General features: G+C 63.9%; 25 protein-coding genes. 15 read left to right on the forward strand and 10 right to left on the reverse strand.

Translation table 11 applies throughout. The features are described from left to right. Window positions 1-32 precede the first annotated feature (32 nt). Window positions 33-2750, reverse strand: a complete 2718-nt coding sequence (gene secA, locus ACOZK4_RS00090; protein ID WP_421589808.1) for a preprotein translocase subunit SecA — start codon at window positions 2748-2750, stop codon at window positions 33-35. Between the two features lie 237 nt (window positions 2751-2987). Here secA and ACOZK4_RS00095 point away from each other — a divergent pair, with 237 nt between their 5' ends. From ACOZK4_RS00095 to ACOZK4_RS00120, 6 genes are all read left to right on the forward strand, one after another. Beyond that, a complete protein-coding gene (locus tag ACOZK4_RS00095; RefSeq protein WP_421589809.1) occupies window positions 2988-3887 on the forward strand; it encodes a peptidylprolyl isomerase in 900 nt (299 codons plus the stop codon). Between the two features lie 54 nt (window positions 3888-3941). Next, window positions 3942-5174: a bifunctional glutamate N-acetyltransferase/amino-acid acetyltransferase ArgJ gene (gene argJ / locus ACOZK4_RS00100; RefSeq protein ID WP_421589810.1), complete on the forward strand. Its 1233-nt coding sequence runs from the start codon at window positions 3942-3944 to the stop codon at window positions 5172-5174. A gap of 36 nt (window positions 5175-5210) precedes the next feature. After that, a complete protein-coding gene (locus ACOZK4_RS00105; RefSeq protein ID WP_421589811.1) occupies window positions 5211-5969 on the forward strand; it encodes a GNAT family N-acetyltransferase in 759 nt (252 codons plus the stop codon). After that, window positions 5966-6388 carry a (deoxy)nucleoside triphosphate pyrophosphohydrolase gene (locus ACOZK4_RS00110; protein ID WP_421589812.1) on the forward strand — a complete coding sequence of 141 codons (423 nt, stop codon included), beginning with the start codon at window positions 5966-5968 and terminating at the stop codon, window positions 6386-6388. The genes ACOZK4_RS00105 and ACOZK4_RS00110 overlap by 4 nt, the downstream gene beginning before the upstream one ends. A gap of 154 nt (window positions 6389-6542) precedes the next feature. Continuing rightward, window positions 6543-6860, forward strand: a complete 318-nt coding sequence (locus tag ACOZK4_RS00115; protein WP_117371213.1) for a hypothetical protein — start codon at window positions 6543-6545, stop codon at window positions 6858-6860. Window positions 6861-6892: 32 nt separating this feature from the next. After that, a complete protein-coding gene (locus ACOZK4_RS00120) occupies window positions 6893-7072 on the forward strand; it encodes a Flp family type IVb pilin (protein ID WP_421589813.1) in 180 nt (59 codons plus the stop codon). Between the two features lie 3 nt (window positions 7073-7075). Here the strand turns inward: ACOZK4_RS00120 and ACOZK4_RS00125 are convergent, their stop codons facing one another. Beyond that, window positions 7076-7945, reverse strand: coding sequence for a methyltransferase domain-containing protein (locus ACOZK4_RS00125; protein ID WP_421589814.1), 870 nt, complete (start codon window positions 7943-7945; stop codon window positions 7076-7078). 61 nt (window positions 7946-8006) lie between these two features. On the opposite strand from ACOZK4_RS00125, the gene ACOZK4_RS00130 reads away from it, so the two are divergent. Genes ACOZK4_RS00130 through ACOZK4_RS00150 form a run of 5 tightly spaced genes read left to right on the forward strand, consistent with a single transcriptional unit; the run spans window position 8007 to window position 10960 of the window. Further along, entirely contained in the window at window positions 8007-8798 is a 792-nt protein-coding gene (locus tag ACOZK4_RS00130; protein WP_421589815.1) for a ComF family protein, read from the forward strand. A 32-nt stretch (window positions 8799-8830) separates the two neighbouring features. Then, window positions 8831-9088 carry a glutaredoxin 3 gene (gene grxC / locus ACOZK4_RS00135; protein ID WP_313529441.1) on the forward strand — a complete coding sequence of 86 codons (258 nt, stop codon included), beginning with the start codon at window positions 8831-8833 and terminating at the stop codon, window positions 9086-9088. Window positions 9089-9099: 11 nt separating this feature from the next. Next, window positions 9100-9957, forward strand: coding sequence for a carbon-nitrogen hydrolase family protein (locus ACOZK4_RS00140; protein WP_421589816.1), 858 nt, complete (start codon window positions 9100-9102; stop codon window positions 9955-9957). Continuing rightward, on the forward strand, window positions 9954-10382 hold the full coding sequence (locus ACOZK4_RS00145; protein ID WP_421589817.1) for a DUF1178 family protein: 429 nt from the start codon (window positions 9954-9956) through the stop codon (window positions 10380-10382). Before ACOZK4_RS00140 ends, ACOZK4_RS00145 begins: the two co-directional genes overlap by 4 nt. Continuing rightward, window positions 10382-10960 carry a DUF3291 domain-containing protein gene (locus ACOZK4_RS00150; RefSeq protein WP_421589818.1) on the forward strand — a complete coding sequence of 193 codons (579 nt, stop codon included), beginning with the start codon at window positions 10382-10384 and terminating at the stop codon, window positions 10958-10960. The genes ACOZK4_RS00145 and ACOZK4_RS00150 overlap by 1 nt, the downstream gene beginning before the upstream one ends. Here the strand turns inward: ACOZK4_RS00150 and ubiG are convergent, their stop codons facing one another. The 4 genes from ubiG to ACOZK4_RS00170 form a co-directional block, all read right to left on the reverse strand. Then, a complete protein-coding gene (gene ubiG / locus ACOZK4_RS00155; protein WP_421589819.1) occupies window positions 10961-11710 on the reverse strand; it encodes a bifunctional 2-polyprenyl-6-hydroxyphenol methylase/3-demethylubiquinol 3-O-methyltransferase UbiG in 750 nt (249 codons plus the stop codon). 73 nt (window positions 11711-11783) lie between these two features. Beyond that, window positions 11784-12908 carry a mandelate racemase/muconate lactonizing enzyme family protein gene (locus ACOZK4_RS00160; protein WP_421589820.1) on the reverse strand — a complete coding sequence of 375 codons (1125 nt, stop codon included), beginning with the start codon at window positions 12906-12908 and terminating at the stop codon, window positions 11784-11786. A gap of 23 nt (window positions 12909-12931) precedes the next feature. Further along, on the reverse strand, window positions 12932-14431 hold the full coding sequence (locus ACOZK4_RS00165) for an aldehyde dehydrogenase family protein (RefSeq protein WP_421589821.1): 1500 nt from the start codon (window positions 14429-14431) through the stop codon (window positions 12932-12934). Between the two features lie 9 nt (window positions 14432-14440). Next, window positions 14441-15583 carry an iron-containing alcohol dehydrogenase gene (locus ACOZK4_RS00170; protein ID WP_421589822.1) on the reverse strand — a complete coding sequence of 381 codons (1143 nt, stop codon included), beginning with the start codon at window positions 15581-15583 and terminating at the stop codon, window positions 14441-14443. Between the two features lie 94 nt (window positions 15584-15677). Between ACOZK4_RS00170 and ACOZK4_RS00175 the strand changes: the two genes are divergently transcribed. The 4 genes from ACOZK4_RS00175 (at window position 15678) to ACOZK4_RS00190 (ending at window position 18525) form a co-directional block, all read left to right on the forward strand. Continuing rightward, window positions 15678-16652 carry a LysR substrate-binding domain-containing protein gene (locus tag ACOZK4_RS00175; RefSeq protein WP_421589823.1) on the forward strand — a complete coding sequence of 325 codons (975 nt, stop codon included), beginning with the start codon at window positions 15678-15680 and terminating at the stop codon, window positions 16650-16652. A 117-nt stretch (window positions 16653-16769) separates the two neighbouring features. Then, window positions 16770-16967: a hypothetical protein gene (locus tag ACOZK4_RS00180; protein WP_313529462.1), complete on the forward strand. Its 198-nt coding sequence runs from the start codon at window positions 16770-16772 to the stop codon at window positions 16965-16967. A gap of 109 nt (window positions 16968-17076) precedes the next feature. Then, on the forward strand, window positions 17077-17886 hold the full coding sequence (locus ACOZK4_RS00185) for a DUF6030 family protein (RefSeq protein WP_421589824.1): 810 nt from the start codon (window positions 17077-17079) through the stop codon (window positions 17884-17886). Between the two features lie 27 nt (window positions 17887-17913). Next, window positions 17914-18525: a thermonuclease family protein gene (locus ACOZK4_RS00190; RefSeq protein WP_421589825.1), complete on the forward strand. Its 612-nt coding sequence runs from the start codon at window positions 17914-17916 to the stop codon at window positions 18523-18525. Window positions 18526-18529: 4 nt separating this feature from the next. Here ACOZK4_RS00190 and ACOZK4_RS00195 read toward each other — a convergent pair whose 3' ends face one another. The 4 genes from ACOZK4_RS00195 to ACOZK4_RS00210 form a co-directional block, all read right to left on the reverse strand. Further along, the gene (locus tag ACOZK4_RS00195; RefSeq protein WP_421589826.1) at window positions 18530-19957 is read right to left on the reverse strand and encodes a mannose-1-phosphate guanylyltransferase/mannose-6-phosphate isomerase; all 1428 of its coding nucleotides are present in this window, start codon (window positions 19955-19957) and stop codon (window positions 18530-18532) included. Window positions 19958-20184: 227 nt separating this feature from the next. Beyond that, window positions 20185-20592, reverse strand: coding sequence for a F0F1 ATP synthase subunit epsilon (locus ACOZK4_RS00200; protein ID WP_421589827.1), 408 nt, complete (start codon window positions 20590-20592; stop codon window positions 20185-20187). A 65-nt stretch (window positions 20593-20657) separates the two neighbouring features. Beyond that, window positions 20658-22184: a F0F1 ATP synthase subunit beta gene (gene atpD, locus ACOZK4_RS00205; protein WP_313529473.1), complete on the reverse strand. Its 1527-nt coding sequence runs from the start codon at window positions 22182-22184 to the stop codon at window positions 20658-20660. 26 nt (window positions 22185-22210) lie between these two features. Further along, window positions 22211-22904: F0F1 ATP synthase subunit gamma (locus ACOZK4_RS00210; RefSeq protein WP_421589828.1), on the reverse strand; the 694-nt coding region annotated here is incomplete at its 5' end.

A 22904-nucleotide genomic window follows, 5' to 3' on the forward strand; every position in this document is an offset into this window, starting at 1 on the left:
CCCGAAGGCGGCATTTTGCATTTCCATTTCCATCAGGCCTGTTCGAAGGCGCCGTGGCAATGTTTGTACTTCTTGCCCGAGCCGCAGGGGCAGGGTTCGTTGCGAGAAACGTGGCCCCAGGTCGACGGATCGTTCGGATCGCGGTTTTCCGCGGCAACCGCCATGAAGCCACCGCTGCCTTCGCCGAAATCGTCCTCGCCGGTCGTGCCGTCGATGTGGTGGCCTTCCATTTCCGGCGGCACCGGGGCCGGGCTGTCGGCGGCCTGGCGCACCAGCTCGACGCGCATCAGCTGCGACGTCACGGTCTGGCGCAGGTTGGCGAGCAGCGCCTGGAAGAGCTCGAAGGCCTCGGCCTTGTATTCCTGCAGCGGGTCGCGCTGGGCATAGCCACGGAAACCGATGACGGAGCGCAGGTGATCGAGATTGACGATGTGCTCGCGCCACAGCATGTCCAGCGTCTGGAGCAGCACGGAGCGCTCGACATAGGTCATGATCTCGGGACCGAAGCGTTCCGCACGGTCGGCGGCGGCGGCATCGGCGGCCTTGTGCAGGCGCTCCAGAATGTCCTTCTCGTCGATGCCTTCCTCAGCCGCCCAGGCTTCGATCGGCAGGTCGAGGTTCAGCTGTTCGAGAACGCCCTTCTTGAGGCCGGGAACGTCCCACTGCTCGGCATAGGCATTTTCCGGGATACTCAGGCGAACGAGGTTCTCGACCACTTCGTTGCGCATATCGGTGACGATCTCGGACAGGTTCTCGCTGTCCATCAGCTCGATGCGCTGCTCGAAGATGACCTTGCGCTGGTCGTTCAGCACGTCGTCATATTTCAGGAGGTTCTTGCGGATGTCGAAGTTGCGGGCTTCGACCTTCTTCTGCGCGCGCTCCAGAGCCTTGTTGATCCAGGGATGGACGATCGCCTCGCCTTCCTTGAGACCCAGCTTCTGCAACATCGAATCCATGCGCTCGGAGCCGAAGATGCGCATCAGGTCGTCCTGCAGCGACAGGAAGAACTTCGAGCGGCCCGGGTCGCCCTGACGGCCGGAACGGCCGCGCAGCTGATTGTCGATGCGGCGGCTTTCGTGACGCTCGGTAGCGAGAACGTAGAGACCGCCGCCGGCAAGCGCCTTTTCCTTAAGCTGCTTGACCTCGGCGATGATCTGATCGCGCTTGGCATCACGCTCCGGGCCCGGCTCCATCTCGGCGAGATCGCGCTCGAGGCGCATTTCGAGGTTGCCGCCGAGCTGGATGTCGGTGCCGCGGCCGGCCATGTTGGTGGCGATCGTCACCGCGCCGGGAACGCCGGCCTGCGAAACGATATAGGCTTCCTGCTCGTGGTAGCGGGCGTTGAGGACCTGGAAATCCTTGAAACCGGCCATGCGCAGACGCTCGGCGAGATATTCGGATTTTTCGATCGAGGTCGTGCCGACGAGGACGGGCTGGCCCTTCTCGCGGGCGTCCTTGATCTCCTGGATGATCGCCTTGTACTTCTCCTCGACGGTCCGATAGACCTCATCGTCCTCGTCAAGACGCTGGATCGGCAGATTGGTCGGCACTTCCACGACTTCGAGACCGTAGATGTTGCCGAATTCCTCGGCTTCTGTGGAGGCCGTGCCGGTCATGCCGCCGAGCTTGGAATACATGCGGAAATAATTCTGGAAGGTGATCGAGGCCAGCGTCTGGTTTTCCGGCTGGATCGTGACCTTTTCCTTGGCTTCGAGCGCCTGGTGCTGGCCTTCCGAATAGCGGCGGCCCGGCATCATGCGGCCGGTGAATTCGTCGATGATGACGATCTCGTCGTTGCGGACGATGTAATCCTTGTCGCGGGTGAAGAGCTTGTGGGCCTTCAGCGCGTTGTTGATGTGGTGGACGATGGCGACGTTCTCGACGTCATAGAGCGATTCGCCCTTGAGAAGACCCGCCTGACGCAGCAGGTTTTCGAGCTTCTCCGTGCCGACTTCGGAGAAGTTGGCCGAACGCTGCTTCTCGTCGATTTCGTAATCCGCCTCATCCAGCAGGGGGATATAGGCGTCGATCGTCGTGTAGAGGTCGGAGCGGTCGTCGAGCGGGCCGGAAATGATCAGCGGCGTGCGCGCTTCGTCGACGAGGATCGAGTCGACTTCGTCGACGATGGCGAAGAAGTGGCCGCGCTGCACCATCTGGCCGCGCTCGTACTTCATATTGTCGCGCAGATAGTCGAAACCGAGTTCGTTGTTCGTCGCGTAGGTGATGTCGGAGGCGTAGGCGGCGCGGCGCTGGTCGTCGTCGAGGCCATGCACAATGACGCCGGTGGTCAGGCCGAGGAAGCCGTAGATCTTGCCCATCTGGGCGCTGTCGCGGCTGGCGAGATAGTCGTTGACCGTCACGACATGCACGCCCTTGCCGGCGAGCGCGTTGAGATAGACGGGAAGCGTCGCGACGAGCGTCTTGCCTTCACCGGTCTTCATTTCGGCGATCGACTTCTCGTGCAGGATCATGCCGCCGATCAGCTGGACGTCGAAGGGACGCAGACCGAGAACGCGGAACGCCGCCTCGCGGCCGACCGCGAAGGCCGGCACCAGAATATCGTCGAGCGTCTTGCCGCTCGCGAGCTGTTCGCGGAATTCCACCGTCTTGGCACGCAGCGCCTCGTCGGACAATGCCTTGATTTCAGGCTCCAGCGCATTGATGGCGTCGACGCGCGGCTTATAGGAACGGACGCGGCGATCGTTCGAGGAACCGAACAACTTGCGGGCAATGCCGCCGAGGCTGACCATCAGGATGGTCCTTTCTTTGTGGCGCCCGGCGCGTGACAGGTCGCACGTTATTTGCGCGCAAAGCCGTGAAACGCCCGGAAACTGTTCTGGACGCGGGATTGCGTGACAGATAAGAGGGGGGTCGAATGATGTCAACGGCTCAGGCGGTTGCACAACTGCCACATTCTGGTGGTGTTGAGGCCCCTGGCACCGGATATCTCCCCGATTCCGGCGAGGATGTGAAAGGTCTCATCGAATATGTTCAAGTATAGCAAGCTCGCAGCCGTCGCCCTCATCGCGATTGCTGCCGCAAGCACCAGCGTTCGCGCTGAAGACGCTGCCGCCGATCCGGTTGTCGCCAAGGTCGGCGCCACCGAGATCCACGAATCGGAACTGAAGCTCGCCATTGCCGGCCTCGACCCGCAGCTTGCCAACCTGCCGGACGAGCAGAAGCGCGTTGCCGCCCTCTCCTCGATCATCGACGTCAAGCTGCTTGCATCGGACGCCGACAAGGAAGGCCTGAAGGACAGCGCCGACTTCAAGCAGCGCCTCGCCTTCCTCACGGACCGCGAGCTGCACAATGCTTATTTCAAGAAGCATGTCGTCGACGCCGTGACGCCGGACGAAGTGAAGGCGCGCTACGAAAAGGAAATCGCCGCCATCACGCCGGAAGACGAAATCCGCGCCCGGCACATCCTCGTCAAGACCGAGGAAGAGGCCAAGGCGATCATCAAGGATCTCGATGCCGGCAAAGATTTCATCGAAATCGCCAAGGAAAAGTCGACGGACCCGAACAAGTCCGAAGGCGGCGACCTCGGCTATTTCGGCAAGGGCCGTATGGTTCCGGAATTCGAAGCAGCCGCCTTCGCGCTCGAAAAAGGTGCCTATTCCAAGGAGCCGGTGAAGACCCAGTTCGGCTTCCACGTCATCAAGATCGAAGACAAGCGCAAGCAGCAGCCCCCGGCACTTGACCAGGTCGAGCCGCAGGTTCGCCAGCTCGTCATGCGCGACAAGTATCTCGAGCTTCTGGCGAAGGCCAAGGCCGCAGCCCCCGTCGACATCCAGGACGCCGCGCTGAAGACCGCCTACGACGCGGTCAACAAGCAGGAAGCCGCGGGTGAAGACGAAGCTGCCCCGGCAACTGAAGGCCAGCAGTAAAAAACCATGGCCCGGCGTTTACCGCCGGGCCTTTCTTCACACAGGAAAGCACGCATGTCCGGTTCCATCTCCCCGCTCGCTCCGAAGACCTATGCCGAAATGCCGCCCGTCCGCGGCGTGCGCATGGCAACCGCCGCCGCCGGGATCAAGTACAAGAACCGCACCGACGTGCTGATGATGGTGTTCGACCGCCCCGCGACCGTCGCCGGCGTCTTCACCCGTTCCAAGTGCCCCTCCGCCCCGGTCGATTTCTGCCGTGCCAACCTGCCCGGCGGCGTTGCCCGCGCCGTGGTCGTCAATTCCGGCAATGCCAATGCCTTTACCGGCCGCAAGGGCCGTGAATCGACCAAGATGACCGCCGAAGCCGCTGCCAAAGCGATCGGCTGCGCCGAAAGCGACGTCTTCCTCGCCTCGACGGGCGTGATCGGCGAACCGCTGGATGCCACGAAGTTCTCCGGCGTACTCGACGGCCTGGCCAGCACCGGCACCGAGGACTTCTGGTTCGAGGCCGCCAAGGCGATCATGACGACGGATACCTATCCGAAGGTCGCGACCCGAACCGCAGACCTCGGCGGCGTCACCGTGCGCATCAACGGCATCGCCAAGGGGGCCGGCATGATCGCGCCCGACATGGCGACCATGCTCTCCTTCGTCGTCACCGATGCCGCCATTCCCGCGCCCGTGTTGCAATCACTGCTGTCGGCAGGCGTCGGCCCGACCTTCAATTCCGTTACCGTCGACAGCGATACCTCGACGTCGGATACGCTGATGCTCTTTGCGACGGGTGCCGCCGAAGGCCAGGCGCCCGTAACGGCTGACGACGCTTCGCTCGATGGCTTCCGCGCTGCGCTCAACGATCTCCTGCGCGATCTCGCCCTTCAGGTCGTGCGCGACGGCGAAGGTGCGCGCAAGATGGTGGCCGTGTCAGTCGAAGGCGCCGAAAACGACGATGCCGCCAAGCGCATCGCGCTGTCGATCGCCAATTCCCCGCTGGTCAAGACCGCCGTCGCCGGCGAGGATGCCAACTGGGGCCGCATCGTGATGGCCGTCGGCAAGTCCGGCGAGATGGCCGACCGCGACCGCCTCGCCATCTGGTTCGGCGACGTGCGCGTCGCCGTCGACGGCGAGCGGGATCCGACCTATTCCGAGGCCGCGGCAACGGCTGTGATGAGGCAGGAAGACATCGCCGTTCGCGTCGAGATCGGCCTCGGCAACGGTAAAGCCACGGTCTGGACCTGCGACCTCACCAAGGAATATGTCGAGATCAACGGCGACTACCGCAGCTAAGGGGTAAACAGCGTGACCCCTTCCGGACAGAAGACGATGAGCGACCTTCCCAAAGTCCGCCGGCTCGAGGCCGTTGGCTTTCGCGCCTGGCCTGCGGCCAGCGCCCAGTATGACGGCAGCTGGCTCTGCCGGCTGACCGCCGGCCATCCCTCGCGCCGGTTGAATTCCGTCAACCCGCTCGATCCCTCTGACATCAGGGACATTGCAATCCGTCTGGAGAAGGCCGCCAAGCGGTTTGCCGACTATGGCCGCCCGCTGCTGGTGCGCCAGACGCCGCTGACACCGCCGCAACTGATTGCCTTCATGGATGATGCCGGCTGGGTCGATATCGGCCACACGATCGTCATGACGGCGAACCTCGCCGATCTCTCCCGAGAGGACGGCGTCGACCACCTGCCAAGCCGCGATGTCGGCCGTTTCGTTGATGCCCGCATCCGCGTTGCCGGTGACGATCCGGCACTCAAGCCTGGCCTCACCGAAATCATCAATGCCATCAAGCCCGAGGTCGGCCTCTTCATCTTCGAGGAGACGGATTTCGGCCCGACGGCCGTCACGCTCGCCGTGCAGGACAACGACCTCGCCGGCATCCTCCAGCTCGGCGTTGCGGAAGCACGCCGCGGCCAAGGCACCGGCACCGCCGTCCTGCATGCGGCGCTGCGCTGGGCCAAGCTCAAGGGTGCGCGCCAGGCCTGGGTGCAGGTGGAGGCGGACAACGCCGCCGCCCTCGCGCTCTACCGCCGCGCCGGCTTCAAGGACGTCTATCGCTACAGCTACCGGGGGCCGAACGCGGCATGACCGAGATTTCAGTAAAACCGCGCCGCATCCTGCTCGTCGCCGCCTGCGCGCTGGTCGATACCGATGGCCGCGTGCTTCTTGCCCAGCGCCCCGAGGGCAAGTCGCTTGCCGGCCTCTGGGAATTTCCCGGCGGCAAGGTCGAACCGGGCGAGACGCCCGAGGAGACGCTGATCCGCGAAATGGACGAGGAACTCGGCATCACCACGAAGATTCCATGCCTGGCGCCGCTCACCTTCGCCAGCCACACCTATGACGACTTCCATCTGCTGATGCCGCTCTATGTCTGTCGCCGTTTCGAGGGCACGGCGCACGGGCGCGAGGGTCAGGCCGTCAAGTGGGTTCGCCCCAAAGCCTTGCGCGATTATCCGATGCCCCCCGCCGACGAACCGCTGATCCCCTTCCTCATGGATCTGCTCTGAACGTTTCGGGACAGGCGTTATCCCCATGAATTGCTGACAATCCGGTATTCGGCAGGGATTTACCCTCAATTTTTCAGTTCTCGTTAAGCAATCGTTTAGCACCGTCGTTCAAAGATTGGGCTTAACGTTGCAATGAATGCTTACGAGACCTGTTATGCGTGACGAAGACTTCTGGAAAACCGTTCAGGAGAAGGATTTCACGCCGGCCGGCGATACCCGGACCGGTGCACTCAATCTTGCTCTGCTGTTCGGCACGGCGGTGATCGCCCTTGCGCTCGTCCTGACCCCGGTCCTCTCGGCCAAGTCCGACAAGCGCATGATGGCCAACGTGCCCGATGAGTTCGACATGATTTCGACGGGATCGATCCCGTCGGAAACCGGCAAGCGCTACACGGTTCGCCGCAGCGTTCTGCAGGAAATGCCCGGCGCCGTCTGCATCATCGATGACAACGGCCGGGGTAACGGCTGCTGAGCAGATAAACAGAGTGATTGGGGAGAGCAGGAATGGTGCCTAGACTGCTGAAATCCTTCCTCTCCGCCACCGAGGGCGCGACCGCGATCGAATACGGCTTGTTGGCCGGATTGATCACCGTTGGCCTCCTCGGCGGCCTTGGCGCCCTGAGCGGCAATCTGCAGACAGTCCTGGAGACCATCAATACGGCGCTACTGGACTCCTGGAAATAACTCCTATTCCGGACCACCCTGTTTCAGCGCATCAGCAAGGCGCATCGTCGCCGAGCCCGGCTTCAGCGGCTTCTGCTGGCTTTCATGCGGCGCCCAGCCTGATACGTAGATAATCGAAAAACTCGCGCGGATGCGTCCGTCGGGATCGGAAAAGCGCTCCGCATAAAGTTCGGCCGCACGCAGAAGAATGCCGCGCGTCAAAGGCCGCCGGCTGCGGCCGGCAAGCGGATTGGCCATACCCATCGCGCGCAGGTCCTTCATCAGCGGGAAAATCGAATCGTAGCGGACCGTATAGGTCTCCTTGTCCGTGACCGGCAGTGCAAAGCCGCCGCGCTGCAAGAGCGCCCCGACGTCCCGCACATCCGGAAACGGAATGACCCGCGGGCTCGCCCCGCCGGTCGCTTCGCTCTCGGCCGCCAGCAACACCTCGCGCAGTTCCTGCAAGGTCCCGCTGCCGGGAATGGCGGCGAGGAACAGTCCATCCGGCTTCAGCGCCCGGCGGATCTGCACGAAGACGCCGGGCGTGTCATTGGTCAGGTGCAGCGCGAGCGGCGAGACGATGAGATTGGCCGATTGCGGTTCGAGCGGCACGGTTTCGAGCGGTGAAACGGTCAGCACCTCGCCAGGTGCTGCGAAATGCGGATCGCTTTCCACCCGCTCGAGGCCATCCACCTTGCCGGTCGCGGCGATGGCGCGCGCGGCAGCACCGGTATGACCATGCAGCTCGACGGTTCGTTCGAAACGGCGGTCGATGACACCAAGGCGCTCGGCCAGCTCCTGCGCCACGATATCGAGCAGAAAATCGGCCGGCCCGGCGGCGAGGGCGCGGCGGCGGTTGGTATCGATCAGGGCGTGGTCGAACAGCGTTTCCATGGACAAGATCCCTTTCGAATTTCCTTCGCTTTGGCCGCTAAGGGCCGCTAATGTCAACCGCATGGGCGAAATCGAGGCCGAGACAGTGCCAACGGTCCCGCTCCGGCAGGTTTTCGCCCGCCGGCTGCGCAGCCTTGCCGACGCGGCACTTGATCTCGTCTATCCGCCCGCCTGCGCCGGCTGCGGCATCCTCACCGGTAGCAAGGCAAGCCTCTGCCCGAAATGCTGGTCGAGGCTCGCCTTCATCGAGCGCCCCTATTGCGAGGTGCTCGGCACGCCCTTCTCACACGATCTCGGTCCCGGCATCCTCAGCGCCGATGCCATCGCCAATCCGCCGCCCTTCGATCGCCTGCGCTCGGTCGCGCTCTATGATGACCTCGCCCGCGTGCTCGTGCAGTCGTTGAAGTATCGCGACCGCACCGACCTCGCGCCGATGATGGCGCAGTGGATGCTGCGCGCCGGCGATGGCGCCGTCGAGGCGGCCGACCTCATCGTGCCCGTGCCGCTTCATCGCTTTCGCCTCGTCTGGCGCAAGTTCAACCAGTCGGCGGAACTCACTCGCGCGCTCGCGGCCTTTTCCGGCAAGCCCGTCCTCATCGACGCCGTGCGCCGCACGAAGCGCACCCGCCGTCAGATCGGTCTCGGCCCGAGGGCACGCGAGGAGAATGTGCGCGGCGCCTTTTCCATCACGCCTGAGGGGCGTGAAAAGCTTTTCGGCCGCCGCGTCGTGCTGGTCGACGACGTCTATACGACAGGGGCCACCGTTTCGGCCGTCACCCGCACATTGAAGCGCGCCGGGGTTGCGGATGTCACCGTTTTGACCTTTGCAAGGGCGCTTCCCGGACCTATATAAAAGATGATTTTTCAAGCTTTGGAGCGGAAAACATGCCTTCGGTGGTGATCTACACGCGTCAGTTCTGCGGCTATTGCAGCGCCGCGAAGAAACTCCTGGAGACGAAAGGCGTGACCTTCGAGGAGCATGACGCAACCTATGCGCCTGATATCCGCCAGGAAATGATCAAGCGCGCCAACGGCCGCAACACCTTCCCGCAGATTTTCATCAACGACCGCCATGTCGGCGGCTGCGACGACCTGCATGCGCTGGAACGCGCCGGCGAACTCGACGCCCTGCTGGCCGCCTGAGAGGACAGGATATGACCGTCACGATCGCCGCCCTCCAGATGTGCTCCGGGACCGATCCCGTCCGCAACGTGGAGACGATGCGGCGGCTCGTGCGCGAGGCGGCCGCCAAGGGCGCCGTCTATGTCCAGACGCCGGAAATGACCGGCGCGTTGCAGCGCGACCGCGCGGGCCTGCGCGCCATCCTGCGCAGCGAGGCCGACGATCTCGTCGTCGCGGCGGCGTCGGCGCTTGCGAGCGAATTCGGCATCCATGTCCATGTCGGCTCCACGGCCATCGCGCTTGCCGACGGCAAGGTCGCCAATCGCGGTTTCCTCTTCGGCCCCGATGGCGCGAAGATTTGCAGCTACGACAAGATCCATATGTTCGACGTCGATCTCGACAATGGCGAGAGCTGGCGTGAAAGCGCAGTCTATTCGCCGGGCGCCGTCGCGCGTATGGCGGACCTGCCCTTCGCCAAGCTCGGCTTTGCGATCTGCTACGACGTGCGCTTCCCGGAACTCTTCAAGACCCAGGCGCAGGCCGGGGCCGAGATCATCTCCGTACCGGCCGCCTTTACCCGCCAGACGGGCGAGGCGCACTGGGAGATCCTGCTGCGGGCCCGCGCCATCGAGAACGGCGTCTATATGATCGCCGCCGCACAGGCGGGCGTGCATGAGGACGGCCGCGAAACCTTCGGCCATTCCATCATCATCGACCCCTGGGGCCGCGTGCTGGCCTCTGCCGGCGGCACGGGAGAAGCCATCGTGCTCGCCGACATCGACATCGCCGCCGTCAAGACAGCGCACGACAAGATCCCCAACCTGCGCAATGGCCGGGCCTTCTCGCTCGACGTGTCGGGCCCATCCGCGAAGGGAGGTGTCGCCGCGTGATCCGCTACGAACTCTCCTGCGACAACGGCCACACCTTCGAAGGCTGGTTCGGCTCGGCGGACGATTTCGACCGCCAGCAGACGATGGCGCTCGTCACCTGTCCGACCTGCGGTTCGCCCCATGTCGCCAAGCGCCTGATGGCCCCCTCCGTCTCCACCGCGCGCAAGAAGGAGACGCGGCAGGATATGGTCATGCAGGCCGGCCAGAAGGAAATGATAAGCAAGCTGCGCGAGATCGTCACGGCGATCCGCGCCAATTCCGAGGATGTCGGCGAGCGCTTCCCGGAAGAAGCCCGCAAGATCCACTATGGCGAGACCGAGCAGCGCGGCCTGATCGGTAAGGCCTCGGCCGAGGAGGTGCGTGATCTCCTGGACGAAGGCGTCGAGATCGCGCCCCTGCCCGTCCTGCCGGACGATACCAATTGATGCGCGGCCACCACCTCGCCGCCTACAATTTCGGCCTCCATGTCGATGACTACGAAAGCCTCCGCGTCGAAGGATTTCGCCTGCGCGAGCCCTTGAATTTCGAAGCGGCAAAGCGGGCGGAAGGCTATGTCGGCCGCTCCGGCTATGACGATGTGCCGGGACCGGAAAGCTGGGGCGAAAAGGTCTATCCGCGCTTCCTCCAGGACAGCGGTTTCGAAGACGCGCCCTCCTCGCTCTCGCTCTGGACATGCCTCGAAGCCCTCATGGCCTTCACCTATAGCGGCGTGCACGCCGACGCGCTGAAACACGCCCGCAACTGGAACCAGCGCCAGGCCTGGCCCGCGCTGGCGCTCTGGTGGGTGGCGGAGGGCACGCAGCCCGTCTGGGCCGATGGGGCCGAACGTCTGGAATTCTTGCACGACCACGGGCCGACACCCCGCGCCTTCACCTTCAAGGCGCCGTTCTGCCCCGACGGCAATGCCATTGTCATCGACCGGGAACGTGTAAAGGCCATCGCCGGCTACAATGCCGACGGACAGCAGGACCTGCTGGACATCGTGAAGACGCTGAAAGCCTGATCAGGCCGAGGCGCGGCGGGCCACCAGCATGTAATTCACATCCATGTCCTTCGACAGATTCCACTGGTTCAACAGCGGATTGAAGAACACGCCGGTACGGTCCGTCACCGTCAGGCCGGCAGCGTTGAGCGGCTTTTCGATCTCTTCCGGACGCACCAGCTTTTCATATTGATGCGTGCCGCGCGGCAGCCAGCGCAGCACGTTTTCCGCGGCGAAGATCGCCAGCGCTGCCGCCTTCATCGTACGGTTGATCGTGGCGACGAAGGTCATGCCGCCGGGACGCACTATGGAGGCGCAGGTGGTGAGGAAGAAATCGACGTCGGAGACGTGCTCGACCACTTCCATGTTGAGCACGACGTCGAAGCTTTCACCGGCCTCGGCCAGCGCTTCCGCCGTCACCGCGCGATAATCGACGGGAACGCCGCTGCCGGCCGCATGCGCCTTGGCGATGCCGATGTTCTTTTCGGAGGCATCCGCACCGAGCACATCGGCCCCCATGCGCGCCATCGGCTCGGAGAGCAGGCCGCCGCCGCAGCCGATATCGAGGATGCGCAGGCCTTCCAGCGGGCGATGCGCCCTGGGGTCGCGGCCGAACTGGCCGCAGACCATGTCACGGATATAGGTGAGCCGGACAGGGTTGAACCTGTGCAGCGGCCGAAACTTGCCGGTCGGGTCCCACCACTCGGCGGCCATCGCCGAAAAGCGGTCGACTTCCGCCTGGTCGATCGTCGTGCGGGCTGCCTCGCTCATGGCTCGTCTCCTTCGCGTCCTTCTCCCCGTGAAGTCGGCCTCCACGGGGCGGATGTCAAGAGGGCGAAGCGTCTCAGCCGATGCGCGTCGCCGTCAGCCTGTCCTCATCGAGCGCAATGCCGAGCCCCGGCACTTCACCCAGCAGCAGCCAGCCGTTCTCGTGACGCAGGGGGGCCGCGAGCGGGTAATCACGGCGCTCCTCGCTCCATTCCGGCGCGTCGTAGGGATATTCGAGGAAGGGGGCGTCGCCAGCACCGGCCGTCAGATGGGCATTCGCCAGCACGCCGATGCCGTTCGTCCAGGAGTGCGGGGTGAAGGTGACACCCGCCTCACGCGCCTGGAAGGCGAGCCGCCGGCAGCCGGTGATGCCGCCGACCAGCGCCACGTCAGGCTGGATGACGTCGAAGGCACGCTCCTCGATGATGTCGCGGAACTCGTAGAGTTCGCGCGTCATCTCGCCGCCGGCGATGCGGATATCGGTCGCTTCCTTGAGCGCCTTCATGCCTTTGCGGTCGGAGCGGTGCAGCGGCTCCTCCATCCAGTAGATGCCGAGCCGTTCCAGTTCGCGCGCCACGACCAGTGCGTCCTTGAAGGTCCAGGGCAGCGTCGTGTCCCAGGGCATACGCCAACCCTGGTTGCAATCCACCATCAGCTCCAGCCGGTCGCCGACGCGGGCGCGGATGGCCTCCAGCGCCTTCACATCGTCGCGCCAGCCATTGCGCCCGCCGGTGGAGGAGGAAAAACGCACCTTCATCGCCGGAAAACCCTCGGCGACATAGCGCTCGGCCTGATCGGCCATGGCGGCGGGATCGCGCAGCACGCCGGAGGAGGCATAGAGCCGCACGCGATCGGCCCGTCCGCCCAGCATGCGCCAGACCGGCTCACCCGTCACCTTGCCGGCGAGGTCCCACAGCGCGAGATCGAGCGGCCAGCAGCGGCCATAGTGGAAATTTATATGCGACAGAACCTCGTAGTGCCGCTCCAAATGGCGCGGGTCCTGGCCGATGAACAGGTCCTCGTGTCCCTCGAACCCCTTCATCAGGTCGCCCGAACCGATGCCCTCGCGCCCCTCGTCATCCCGCACCCGCACGATCGTCGCATCGAATTGCCGACGCGGGCGACCATCCCAGCTCGCCTTGAACGGCGGATCGAGCGGCAGCCGATGATGGCTGATCACGATGGAAACGATCTTGCTCATGTGCCGCTCCTCCCCGTTAAACCTTAGCTGAACTGCTGCCAGATCGTCTTGTAGTCGCAATATTTGTCGATCGCATGCACCGAGCGGTCGCGGCCGAAACCGGATTGCTTGAAGCCGCCGAAGGGCGTCGCGAAATTCGACATGTCATAAGTGTTGATCCAGACCGTGCCGGCATGGATGGCTTCGGAGAAGCGATGCGCCCGGTCCATGTCGCGGGTGAACACCGCGCCGGCCAGACCGTAAATCGTGTCGTTGGCGATCGCGAGCGCCTCCTCCTCCGTGTCGAAACCGATGGCCGCGAGGACGGGGCCGAAAATCTCCTGCCGGGCGATGCGCATGTCGTTCGTCACGTCGGTGATCACACCCGGCGAGACGTAATAACCGCCCGTTTCCGACAGCACCCGCTCCGCCCCGAAGGCCCGGTGACCACCGTCCTTCTCGCCCGCCGCGATCAGCCCGAGCACCTTTTCCATATGCTCCGCCTCGATCAGCGCGCCGATCTGCGCCGAGGGCTCGAAGGGGTGCGCGAGCGCGATCTCGCGCTTCACCACCGCCTCGATCTTCGCGATGAGGGCATCCTGCACCGAGCGATGCACGACGAGGCGCGTGGCGGCATGGCAGGTTTCGCCGGAATTGTAGAAGCAGCCCCAGGCGGCGGCACTGGCCGCCGCATCGAGATCGGCATCCTCGAAGACGACGAGCGGCGACTTGCCGCCCAGCTCCAGCGCCACCCGCTTGAGGTTGGATTGCGCCGCATAGCCCATGATCAGCTTGCCGACCTCGGTCGAGCCGGTGAAGGCGACCATGTCGACATCCCCATGCAGCGCCAGCGGCTTGCCGACCTCCTCGCCGAAGCCGGTGACGACATTGAAGACGCCGGCCGGAAGCCCGGCCTCGACGGCGAGCTCCGCCAACTTCAACGCCGAAAGCGAGGACTGCTCCGCCGGCTTCAGCACGACGGAATTGCCGGCGGCAATCGCCGGCCCAAGCTTCCAGGCATCGATGATCATCGGATAGTTCCATGGCGTGATCGCCGCGACGACGCCGAGCGGCACCTTGCGCACCAGCGCGCGGGCCTTCGGCCCCGTCGGCGCGATCTCGTCATAGAGCTTGTCGATCATCTCGCCGTAATACTGGATGCCATCGGCGCAGAGCCGCACATCCACACCGAGCGATGCCTGAACCGGCTTGCCGACATCGAGCGTTTCCAGAAGCGCCAGTTCTTCGCCATGGGCACGGATCAGCTCCGCCCAACGCAACATGACCTTCTTCTTCTCCAGCGGCTCCCTGGCCCGCCAGATACTGCTGGCAAAGGCCTTGCGGGCCGAGGCGACGGCAGCATCGACATCGGCGGCATCGCCGCGGGCCAAAACCGCGCCGGGCTGACCGTCCATTGGCCGCGTGCGGGTAAAGGTGCGGCCGGAGGCTGCTGGCACGACCTTGCCATCGATGAAATGCCCACGCGCCAGCGAGAGGCCGGCAAGGCGCTGTTCCCAATAGGCGCGGCTATACTGTTCGGTCATGGCGAATCCTTAGAGCGTACGAGGCAGAGCCATCATCGTGGCGGCGATCCTATCGATATCGGCATCCGAGACATCGCGGATCGTCGCGCGGCGCATCGGCTGGTTTTCCGGCGCGCGCATTTCGCGGGCGAGATCTTCGGCGGAAAAATCGGCGAAGGCCTTGGGCAGCGCGCGGACGATGCCGCAGCGGTCCATGAGATCGCTGACGAAACCCGGCAGCAGCGCCGGATCGGAGAGGCCACAGGCGCGTGCCGCAGCGGCAAGCTCGACCGAATCGGCCTCGGCAAGCCAGGCCAGCGTCGCCTCGAACCCCAGCGCCGTGGCGAGCCCGTGGTGCACGGGCGCGAGGCCGGCCAGCGCGTGGCTGATATTGTGGGCGATCGCGGTGCCGCAATTGTCGATAGCGACGCCGGCATAACACGAGCCGAGCAACACCTTGCCGCGCGCCGCGATATCCGCCGGGTTCTTCACCGCCGTCTCCAGCGCCTCCGTCAAAAGGCCCAGCGCCGCATGCGCATAAAGCGCTGCACCAGCATGGGCATTGCAGTTGGTCGCCGCCTCGAAAGCGTGCACGAAGGCATCAAGGCCACACCAGGCCGTCAGGTTGGCCGGCAAGGTCACCGTCAGCGCCGGATCGAGCAGGACGAGGTCGGCCTTGGTCTCCGGCCCCCAGATCCAGAGTTTCTTGCCTTCCGGCCCGGCGAAGATCGTCGTCGCGGAGGTCTCGGAGCCCGTTCCCGCCGTCGTCGGCACCATGATCTTCTTCAGGGGCGTCTTCGGCAGCGGATTGGCGGCCAGCGCATAGTGCATCGGATCCTTGTCCGCCGCTGCGACGCAGGCCGCGATCTTGGCGATGTCCAATGCCGAACCACCACCGATGCCGACGACGAGGTCTTTTCCGCGCGCAGCACGGCTTGCCGTCTCGACATGGGAGAGCTTCGGCTCCCCCGCAAAGCCGGAGAAAAACTCCGCCGCAATCCCTTCCGCCGCGAACTGGGCGGCAAGACGCTCGCCAAGTCCGCTTGCGGCAAGAAAGCCGTCGATGACGACGAGCGCGCTCCGGGCTTCCAGCGCGCCGGCGGAGGAGGCGATGCTGGCATGAACGCCTTCGCCGAAACGGATATCGGGTACGAATGAGGTCGCGAATGTCACGGAAATTCCCCAGAAAAGATCTCCGCAGACCCTGCATCACGATTTCAGATTTTCAAATCCTTGGATTTTTCGGGATTTTTGATAACTTGAGATCATGAAAGCAACAATGCTCGCCCATATCCCGCTGGAGGCCTTCCGCGTCTTCGACGCCGCCTGCCGACACATGAATTTTTCCCGCGCCGGACGGGAGCTGAACATCACGCAGGCCGCCGTCAGCCGCCGCATCAAGGGGCTGGAAGATCATCTCGGCGCGCCGCTCTTCACCCGCCAGGGCAAGAACCTGACGCTGACGCCGCGGGGCGAAAAGCTGTTCCAGCGCGTGCGAGCCTCGCTCGATTATCTGGAAGAAAGCCTGGAACCCTTCCGCACCGGCGCCGGACCGAGCATCGCCCTTGCCGCCAGCGGCTCGGTCTCGCATCTCTGGCTTGGAAAGCGCCTGCGGGATTTCTTCCGCGACCATCCCGATATCGCGATCCGCCTCACCACATCCGACAGCCCCGCCGACCTCGCCTCCGAAAACAACGACCTCGTAATCCTCTATTCGGCCGGCGAGCACCCGCGCTGGGACTTGACGCCGCTGGTCGCCGAAGAGCTGGCGCCCGTCGCCGCACCCGATTACATCGCCCGCAAGGGGCTCGATGCGGCAACGGTCGATCTCAAGGCGCTCGCCGCGCTCGACCTCATCGACTACGAGCGTTTCAACGCCAACTGGATTTCTTTCCGCCCGTGGCTGGAGCGGGTGGCGCCAGAGGCCTTCCGGCGCATGCCGCCGCCGCGGCCCCATCTCACCTTCTCCACCTATGCGCTCGCCATCGATGCCGCGCTCAGCGGCGACGGCGTGGCGCTCGGCAGTCTCGGCCTCATCGCGGATCAGTTGGACAAGGGCAAGCTCGTGCAGCTTGGTAACACCAGCCTTTCGACCGGCTACGGCTACTATCTCGGCCTGCCGAAGTTCCGCACCGCGCCGCCGGCCGTGCTGGAGCTGCACAAGCACCTGCTTGCTGCCCGCGCGGCCGCCGAAATACCTGATCGGTCGCAACAGGTTTCTGTTGGCGGTACAGGCGAATAGTGTCACACTTTGGAACAGACAGGACCGATTCCGCGGCGAGGGGACGCGCTGGAGAGTGGGATGTCTCCGAAAGGGGACAGGAGGCGTTTTGCTTCTCCTGAGACAGGATCGGGGAGAATGACGCTGACTGCCCTTCTCATGGCTGGCTACACGTTCATCGCGCTGCGCTTCATCGATTGCAGCCTGCGCGAGGGTGAGGATAATGGCGGCCGATGGGACATCGAACGCGCGCTTGGCCTCTTGCTCTGCCTTGTCTGGCCGCTCGCGCTTGCAGGCACCCTGCTTGTAGCCTATCAGGAGCGGGAGGTCGGCTGATCCCACGGGCTTTTGAGGCCCTGCCTTTGCCAGAAGGCCCGGTATCGACCGCACAGGACGGGCAACGGCGCGGGTCGGCATGACGCAGCGAAAGCAAGGCAGATCCGGCTTGATCGTCTTCGGGCTCTTCGCCGCCGTGCTGCTCGGGGCGATCGGCGCGACGGTGCTGCTTGCCAACGATTATCGCAATCTCAACCTGTTGCTCGCCCGGTTCGGCTATGCGCCGGTCAAGGCGGCGCCACAGGAACGGGCGCTTCGGCCCTATGAACTCAAGGGCAATCGCATGCCCCGGCCCAAAGGTCTTATCTCCGAGCGCCTGCTCGTGCCCGTCACGCCGATGCAGACGAAATTCGTCCGCCCCATCCGCAAGGAGCCCGAAGCTCTCTGCGAGGCGCTGCGCCGTGCCGGTTTCGTCAATTCGGGCTGGAAGGCCGGTCTCTTCGACAAAACGAACTGGGAGTGCCAGTCCTATCGGGAGTTCCCCCGCACGGATGCAGGCGCGGCCGCCCCCTCCTCCGCCTTCCTGTCGATCAAGGGCAATGCGGAGGCGCGCATTTCATCCTTCCGAATCAAGCTGAACATCGAAGACAAGGCGACGCAGGATGCCGTGACCGATGCCGTCATTGCCGCCATCCGCGTCTTTCTCGATGAAATGCGCTGGGAAGACGCGCCGGAAATCTTTGCCGACATCCGCGCCCTGAAAGAATTCGATATCATCCGCTTCGGCAACCGCATCCTGCTGAAGAAGGAGTTCAGCGAGACGCCGCGCTACAATTTCATCGTCACACCCGACCGCAACCGCAATCGCGGCTCCTATCTGCCCGACTATTTCGACCGCGGCCGCTGGCTGCCGCTGCGTGAAAACTTTGGCGGGCGGCTTGATGTGCCGGGCAGCACCGCGCAAACTCCGGCGGAATGAGCGGAGATGGTGGTGGGCTCAGGAACAGTGAGCAGCGTGATCAAGCGGGCTTTCGCCACAGCGTTTATCTGCTTCACGCTCGCTCTCCCTACTTTTGCAGCGGAGCTGCAGACCGGCCCGCTATCCGACGAGCCGATCTGGACCGACAAACCCGTGCGGATCGACCGCAAGAAACAGAGCCTGGAGCGGGTGGAAGTCGAGCGGAAAATCATACCGCTCATCCTGCGGCCAACAATGCGTGTGAAAGTCTTCGACAGCACATCCTTTGAGCATGATGGCCGGCTATATGTGCTGACGGATGCCGTTGCGGTTCATCCCAAAAAACTTTGCCGCGGCGATGACCAGCATCTCGTCGCCTGCGGCCAGCAGGCCCGTATCTATTTCCGCCGGTTGATCGCGAACCGGACGTTGACCTGCGAGCAGGATTTCCGGTTCGGCGCCGTTTCGTTCCTGCGCTGCGCCGTCGCGAAGACGGATCTCGCCCAGACGCTCGTCACGAAGGGCGCCGCCTGGGCCGCAACACCGTGGCTTGCCCATCAGCAACAGGCTGCCATGCACCAACGTGCAGGTATCTGGCTGGATGCGGAGTGCCGCGCACTTGGCCACTGCCCGCCGCCGAAGCGACGGGGCGAGAAATAGCGGCTTAGCCGCGGCCGAACTCGTCCTCAATGCGGATGATGTCGTCCTCGCCGAGATAGGAACCGGTCTGCACCTCGATCAGCTCGAGCATGATCTTTCCGGGATTGGCGAGGCGGTGCAATTCCCCCTGCGGGATATAGACCGACTCGTTTTCGCGCAGCGGGATCGTCTTGTCACCGATCGTCACCTCGGCCGTGCCGCGCACGACGATCCAGTGCTCGGAGCGATGGTGGTGCTTCTGCAGCGACAGACGCTTACCCGGCGTCACGAACAGGCGCTTTACCTGGAAACGCTCGCCGTTCAGCACGGAGGTATAGCCGCCCCAGGGACGGTAGGCGGTGGGATGCGTCTCGGTCAGCTTCGCCGTCTTCGGCAGGCTGGCCAGATGTTTGACCAGCTTGCCCACATTCTGGCTGTCCTCCATGCGGCCGACATAGACGGCATCCTCGCTGGCGATGACGGCGATATTGTCGAGGCCCTGCACGGCGACATGGATATCGCGGGAGATGACCAGCGAATTGCGGGTGTCGAGCACCGTCGTGCTTCCGTCGGCGACATTGCCCGCCGCATCCTGCTTGCCGGTCTTCCACACGGAATCCCAGCTGCCGAGATCGGACCAGGTGATCGACGACGGCACGACGGCGGCGATCGGCGTCTTCTCGAAGATCGCATAGTCGACGGAAATATCCGGCGCACGGGCGAAGGCCGCCTCGTCGAGCCGTTCGAAATCGAGGTCGTGCTGCGCCTTGGCGACTGCTTCGGCGGCAGCATCCAGAACCTCCGGCGCATATTGGCGAAGCTCGCGCAGGAACAGGCCGACCGGCAGCATGAACATGCCGGAATTCCAGAGATAGCCGCCCGTCTCCAACATGGCGGCGGCCTTGTCGCGGTCCGGCTTTTCGACGAAGCGGCGCACGGCATTGGCGCCGTTGCCGAGATCCTCACCGATCTCGATATAGCCATAGCCGGTGGCCGGTTCGTGCGGCGTGATGCCGAATGTCACCAGACGCCCGGCTTCGGCGGCGGTCCGCGCCTTGGCGATGCAGCCGACATAGGTGGCGTCGGCGTCAATCTCGTGATCGGAGGCGAGCACCTGCATGATCGCCTGTTCGCCATGCAGGCGGGAAATGAGCGTGGCGGCTGCGGCAAGCGCGGGGGCCGTGTTGCGCGCGACGGGCTCGAGCAGGATGGAGGCCAGCGCCATGCCTGCGGCACGCGCCTGCTCGGCGACGAGGAAGCGGAAGTCGCTGTTGGTGACGACGATGGGGGCCTCGTACAGCGCCTTGTCGGCCACGCGGGCCAACGTCTTCTGGAACAGCGTCGTTTCGCCGAGAAATTCGAGGAACTGTTTCGGTGCAGAGGAGCGCGAGAGCGGCCACAGGCGCGTGCCCTTACCGCCGGCCATGATTACGGGTACGATCTTGCTGCTCATTGGTCCTGTCCTCGTGCGAAAGCCCGCCTTCATGGCGGACGGCATATAGCGGCCACTCTCCCGCGATGCCGTAAAGAAACAGCAAATCCCGCCTTCCGGTTGTGCCGCAGGGAGGCATTTTCCTGGAGACAAGGTAAAGAGGACCTTCAGCCCGAAACCGGCATTTGACAAGCAACAAAAAACCCGCCGGAAGGGCGGGTTCGATGGTTGCAGGTTCGGTCGAAGGATCAGACCGGAACGACGATGCCCTGAAGCGTCGTGAGTTCCGCAAGATAGGTCTCGATACCGAACTTCTGGTCGTCGGACTTGGCATGAGCCAGTTCCGCGCGGGCGGCTTCGATACGACGGGTAATCTCGTCGCTCTTGACCTCGCCGGCCGGGACGGCGGATTCGGCCAGCAGCGTGCAGCCGGTCGGGATGATGTCGGCGAAACCGCCGAAAACCACATAGCGGTCCTTGCGGCCATCCGCGAACTTCACGGTGACGACACCCGGCTTGATCGTCGTCATGGTCGGCGCATGGTTGGCCATGACGGTCATCTCGCCCTCGGTCGCCGGAATGACGACTTCGCTGACACTGCCGGAAACCAGCAGGCGCTCGGGGGAGACGAGTTCAAAATTGAAATTGTCAGCCATGACCATTCACTTCTTGTCATTCATCCGGTCAGGAATGGGCGCCCTTTGCGGGCGCCCAAAGTTCATCAAGCGGCTTCGGCAGCCAGCTTCTTGGCCTTTTCGACGGCCTCTTCCATGGAGCCGACCATGTAGAAGGCGGCTTCCGGCAGATGGTCGTACTCGCCGTTGACGAGGCCCTTGAAGCCCTTGATCGTGTCTTCGAGAGCAACCAGCTTGCCCGGCGAGCCGGTGAAGACTTCGGCGACGAAGAACGGCTGCGACAGGAAGCGCTCGATCTTGCGGGCGCGGGCAACGGCGATCTTGTCGTCTTCCGACAGCTCGTCCATGCCCAGGATGGCGATGATGTCCTGGAGCGACTTGTAGCGCTGCAGGGTCGTCTGGACCTTACGGGCGACGTCGTAGTGCTCTTCGCCGACGACGATCGGGTCGAGCATGCGCGAGGTCGAGTCGAGCGGGTCAACGGCCGGGTAGATACCCTTTTCGGCGATCGAGCGCGACAGAACCGTCGTGGCATCCAGGTGGGCGAACGAGGTGGCCGGCGCAGGGTCTGTCAAGTCGTCGGCGGGAACGTAGATGGCCTGAACCGAGGTGATCGAACCCTTGGTCGTGGTGGTGATGCGTTCCTGCATCTGGCCCATGTCGGTCGCCAGCGTCGGCTGATAGCCCACGGCCGACGGGATACGGCCGAGCAGAGCCGACACTTCGGAACCAGCCTGCGTGAAGCGGAAGATGTTGTCGACGAAGAACAGAACGTCCTGGCCCTTGTCGCGGAAGTCTTCAGCGATCGTCAGACCGGTCAGAGCGACGCGGGCGCGCGCACCCGGCGGTTCGTTCATCTGGCCGTAAACGAGGGCAGCCTTGGAGCCTTCGCCGCCGCCGTGCTTGTTCACGCCGGATTCGATCATTTCGTGGTAAAGGTCGTTGCCTTCGCGGGTACGTTCACCCACGCCAGCGAACACCGAGTAACCACCGTGCGCCTTGGCGACGTTGTTGATCAGTTCCATGATGAGAACGGTCTTGCCGACGCCGGCGCCGCCGAACAGGCCGATCTTGCCGCCCTTTGCGTAGGGAGCGAGAAGGTCGACGACCTTGATGCCGGTGACGAGGATCTGCGCTTCCGTGGACTGCTCGACATAGGCCGGAGCTTCCTGGTGGATGGCGCGCTTGCCGGAGGTGACGAGCGGACCGGCTTCGTCAACGGGCTCGCCGATGACGTTCATGATGCGGCCGAGCGTTTCCGGACCAACCGGAACGGTGATCGGAGCGCCCGTGTCGGCGACCGGCTGACCGCGGACGAGACCTTCGGTCGAGTCCATAGCGATCGTGCGGACGGTATTTTCACCGAGGTGCTGGGCGACTTCGAGAACGAGGCGGTTGCCGTTGTTGTCGGTTTCCAGCGCGTTCAGGATCTGCGGCAGGTTGCCGTCAAAAGCAACGTCGACGACGGCGCCGATGACCTGCGTCACACGACCGGTCGCGACAAAAGCAGCCGGTGCGGCAGCCTTCGTTGCAGCGGCGGTCTTTGCTGCCGGCTTACGAGCAGCGGGCTTCTTTTCCGCTACGGTTTCCTTCGGGGTAGCTGCCTTAGCCATGTATCTTACCCTCTTTGTCCTGGTCCTTAGAGCGCTTCAGCGCCCGAGATGATTTCGATGAGTTCCTTGGTGATCTGAGCCTGGCGCTGACGGTTATAGTTCAGCGTCAGCTTGTTGATCATTTCACCAGCATTGCGGGTCGCGTTGTCCATTGCGCTCATCTTGGCGCCCATTTCGCCGGCGACGTTCTCGAGCAGGGCCCGGAAGATCTGCACGGAAATGTTGCGCGGAATGAGGTCGCCGAGGATGGCGCCGGCATCCGGCTCGTAGTCGTAGATCGCGGTCGCACCCGTCGTCTCGGCAACGGCCGCAGGAGCGGAGGCCGGGATGAGCTGGAGCGCGGTCGGGATCTGCGAGATGACCGACTTGAACTCGGAATAGAACAGCGTGCAGACGTCGAATTCGCCCTGTTCGAAGAGACCGATGACCTTGCGGCCGATCTGGTCTGCATTCGCAAAGCCGATCTTCTTGACTTCGCGCAGGTCGACGCGGTCGATGATCAGCGAGGCGAATTCGCGCCGCAGGATATCGAAGCCCTTCTTGCCCACGCAGACGATCTTGACCGTCTTGCCGCTGGCCAGAAGCTTGCGGGTATGGTCACGCGCCAGACGCGCGATCTGCGAGTTGAAGCCGCCGCACAGACCGCGTTCGGCCGTGCAGACGACGAGCAGATGAACCTGGTCCTTGCCCGTGCCGGTCATCAGACGCGGTGCCGAGTCG

It is taken from the genome of Shinella sp. M27, from assembly GCF_049199905.1.
Lineage (GTDB): Bacteria > Pseudomonadota > Alphaproteobacteria > Rhizobiales > Rhizobiaceae > Shinella.

Bases quoted from the DNA above. Each gene is read 5' to 3' on its own strand.
- secA (WP_421589808.1), bottom strand. From the start codon at position 2,750: ATGGTCAGCCTCGGCGGCATTGCCCGCAAGTTGTTCGGTTCCTCGAAC.
- ACOZK4_RS00095 (WP_421589809.1), top strand. From the start codon at position 2,988: ATGTTCAAGTATAGCAAGCTCGCAGCCGTCGCCCTCATCGCGATTGCT.
- argJ (WP_421589810.1), top strand. From the start codon at position 3,942: ATGTCCGGTTCCATCTCCCCGCTCGCTCCGAAGACCTATGCCGAAATG.
- ACOZK4_RS00105 (WP_421589811.1), top strand. From the start codon at position 5,211: ATGAGCGACCTTCCCAAAGTCCGCCGGCTCGAGGCCGTTGGCTTTCGC.
- ACOZK4_RS00110 (WP_421589812.1), top strand. From the start codon at position 5,966: ATGACCGAGATTTCAGTAAAACCGCGCCGCATCCTGCTCGTCGCCGCC.
- ACOZK4_RS00115 (WP_117371213.1), top strand. From the start codon at position 6,543: ATGCGTGACGAAGACTTCTGGAAAACCGTTCAGGAGAAGGATTTCACG.
- ACOZK4_RS00120 (WP_421589813.1), top strand. From the start codon at position 6,893: ATGGTGCCTAGACTGCTGAAATCCTTCCTCTCCGCCACCGAGGGCGCG.
- ACOZK4_RS00125 (WP_421589814.1), bottom strand. From the start codon at position 7,945: ATGGAAACGCTGTTCGACCACGCCCTGATCGATACCAACCGCCGCCGC.
- ACOZK4_RS00130 (WP_421589815.1), top strand. From the start codon at position 8,007: ATGGGCGAAATCGAGGCCGAGACAGTGCCAACGGTCCCGCTCCGGCAG.
- grxC (WP_313529441.1), top strand. From the start codon at position 8,831: ATGCCTTCGGTGGTGATCTACACGCGTCAGTTCTGCGGCTATTGCAGC.
- ACOZK4_RS00140 (WP_421589816.1), top strand. From the start codon at position 9,100: ATGACCGTCACGATCGCCGCCCTCCAGATGTGCTCCGGGACCGATCCC.
- ACOZK4_RS00150 (WP_421589818.1), top strand. From the start codon at position 10,382: ATGCGCGGCCACCACCTCGCCGCCTACAATTTCGGCCTCCATGTCGAT.
- ubiG (WP_421589819.1), bottom strand. From the start codon at position 11,710: ATGAGCGAGGCAGCCCGCACGACGATCGACCAGGCGGAAGTCGACCGC.
- ACOZK4_RS00160 (WP_421589820.1), bottom strand. From the start codon at position 12,908: ATGAGCAAGATCGTTTCCATCGTGATCAGCCATCATCGGCTGCCGCTC.
- ACOZK4_RS00165 (WP_421589821.1), bottom strand. From the start codon at position 14,431: ATGACCGAACAGTATAGCCGCGCCTATTGGGAACAGCGCCTTGCCGGC.
- ACOZK4_RS00175 (WP_421589823.1), top strand. From the start codon at position 15,678: ATGAAAGCAACAATGCTCGCCCATATCCCGCTGGAGGCCTTCCGCGTC.
- ACOZK4_RS00180 (WP_313529462.1), top strand. From the start codon at position 16,770: ATGACGCTGACTGCCCTTCTCATGGCTGGCTACACGTTCATCGCGCTG.
- ACOZK4_RS00195 (WP_421589826.1), bottom strand. From the start codon at position 19,957: ATGAGCAGCAAGATCGTACCCGTAATCATGGCCGGCGGTAAGGGCACG.
- ACOZK4_RS00200 (WP_421589827.1), bottom strand. From the start codon at position 20,592: ATGGCTGACAATTTCAATTTTGAACTCGTCTCCCCCGAGCGCCTGCTG.
- atpD (WP_313529473.1), bottom strand. From the start codon at position 22,184: ATGGCTAAGGCAGCTACCCCGAAGGAAACCGTAGCGGAAAAGAAGCCC.